We start from the raw sequence: 2300 nt of genomic DNA on the forward strand, positions 1-2300 counted from the left end.
GAAATTGATAAAGATTATGATTTGAAAAAATTAAAATCAAATTTAAAAGATAATGGCTGGATTTTAATGCATGAAAACGATATGGAAAATCTTGATTTGGTTTTTAATAAGGGTTATACACCTCAGGGATTTGCTGAAAAAGTATTTCATCTACATGTTCGTTATTTAGGTGATTGGGATGAATTATATTTTAGAGATTATTTAATTAAATATGAAAAGGTAGCAGATGAATATGGAAAATTGAAAAAGAAATTAGAAAAAAAGTATAAACATGATCGCGATGCCTATACTGAGGCAAAGAGTGATTTTATAAAAAAATGGACTAAAAAAGCCAAAAAAGAATTTGGGGATAGATATTAATTGATTGAAATAAAATTAAAAAGGAAAATTATATTTTTTATTGAATAGATTATATAGGTTAAGATTTACAATATTACTACAATATCATTTTAGACAATCTCATAAGGAGGGGTAAATTTTGAAACGTATAAGAAAAAGTTTATTAGTTTTAGCCGTTATTATGTTAGCTTTAACAGTTTCTTTTACTGCTTTTGCTGCAGGTCATAATACTGTTGAAGGGCAGGTTAAGGAAGTACAGAAATACGGTAATCTAACCATGGACATTAATCCATCAGAGTTTTATGATGCTGGTTTTGAACTGGGGGATATGTTAACGGTAACTGTGGGTGAGAAAGAATTAGAAATGCCTTTTGTTACTGACTATAGTGATGTAGATACCAATAATCTTCTGGTAAGACATGACAAAGATGCTGACATAATAGTAGTAGCAATCAATATGGGTGATTTTGCAAAAACCTATGAGGTAGAAGTTGGAGATGAACTTAGTTTTGAAATGAAAGAAAAAGAAGGTTATTTATCCGGATATCTTTTACATCAGCTTGATAGAACAAATAAGCGTTCTGATTATACTCTAGATTCTGTATATGCAAACTTTAGAAGTATTGCAACTACAGGTATAAATCCTGGAGTAGTCTACAGAAGTAGTAGCCCAATAAATAATGAACTTAATAGGGCTAAATATGCTGATGAGCTGTCAGAAGCAGTTGGAATAGAAACAGTTATAAATTTATCAGATTCAAAAGAAAAAGCTGAAGAATATATGGCTGAACAGAGTCAAAAATCAGATTATTATAGCTCTCTTTATGAAGATGGAAATGTAATTACATTAAATATGGGTGTAGATGTAAATGGTGAAGATTTTGGAAAGAAATTGGCTGAAGGTCTTAGATTTATGATTGAAAATGAAGGACCATATCTGATTCACTGTACAGAAGGAAAAGACCGTGCCGGTTTTACAGGTGCTTTACTTGAAGCTTTAATGGGAGCATCAGTTGAAGAGATTAAAGATGATTATATGAAGAGTTTTGAAAATTACTATAAAATAGAAGAAGGCAGTGAAAAATATAAGGCCATAGTAGAAAGTAATATTATGGTAACACTTACTACAGTACTTGCTGATAAAGAAAAAGGTGCAGATATTTCTGATGTAGATTTTGAAAAAGCTGCTGAAAATTATTTAAAAGAAATAGGTCTGGATTCAAAAGAAATTCTGAGACTTAAAGCAAGAATGGCAGCTCAACCTTATTATCAGGAACCAAATACTACTGCTACTGTTGAAGAAATAGAAAAGTATGGTCATGCTTCTACAGATCTACTTATTGAAGATTTTTATGATATGGGATTTGAACATGGTGATATGGTAACTGCTATTTTTGATAATGGTTTTGTAATAGAAGCTCCATTTTTAGATGGATATTATGTTGATAAAGGAGATCCATTAATTAGAGCCTATCCAGATCATGAAAAAATCGCAGTAGCTATAAATTATGGTGAAGTTAATAAAGTAGCTGAAGTAGGTCCAGGAAATAAAGTTGCTTTAATGATGTCTGAACCTGGTGAATATAGGACCCAATATGAAATAAGAAAATTAGAAAGATCAAATAATCGTAAAGATTATGATTCAGATAAAGAATTTGCTAACTTTAGAAATATTAATCTCGGTGATATCGCTGAAGGAGTAGTTTATAGAAGTTCAAGTCCAATAAATAATGAGCTTGGAAGAGCGTCTTTTGCTGATGATTTAATTAAAGAGGCTGGGGTTAATACTGTTGTAAATATGGCTGATAACAAAGAAGAACTAGAAAAATATAGAAATGCTGATGACTTTGATTCTCCATATTATGCAAATCTATATGATAATGATAAAGTATTGGCTCTTGATATGAAAATTGCCTTTGCCACTGATGAATTTAGAAGTAATGTAATTAAAGGTCTGGAAT

General features: G+C 30.5%; 2 protein-coding genes. Both read left to right on the forward strand.

Annotation, left to right across the window (positions count from 1 at the left end):
• Positions 1-360: GrpB family protein (locus VJ881_11820; GenBank protein ID HKL76733.1), on the forward strand; the 360-nt coding region annotated here is incomplete at its 5' end.
• A gap of 118 nt (positions 361-478) precedes the next feature.
• The coding region (locus VJ881_11825; GenBank protein HKL76734.1) for a tyrosine-protein phosphatase at positions 479-2300 on the forward strand (1822 nt) is incomplete at its 3' end.

The sequence above is a fragment of the Halanaerobiales bacterium genome (genome assembly GCA_035270125.1).
GTDB lineage: Bacteria > Bacillota > Halanaerobiia > Halanaerobiales > DATFIM01 > DATFIM01.